A 222-nucleotide genomic window follows, 5' to 3' on the forward strand; every position below is an offset into this window, starting at 1 on the left:
CTTCCGGCTCTGGTGATCACGCCGGCGGCTATCGCCATCGTTCTGATGACCACGGGCGCACTGTCGGTGCTGTTGAGCTAGAGGAGCCTGAAAATAAGAACCCCCGCGTAGGCTTCTGTTAAAACCAAGATGCGGGGGCTGTGTTATCGATCAGGGCAGCCTTGAACCCGTTGAGAGGTCAAGTTTTGACCCTTAGGGTAACGGTGGATGACGGCCTTCGGC

The organism is Marinimicrobium sp. UBA4209, from assembly GCF_002381585.1.
Lineage (GTDB): Bacteria > Pseudomonadota > Gammaproteobacteria > Pseudomonadales > Cellvibrionaceae > Marinimicrobium > Marinimicrobium koreense.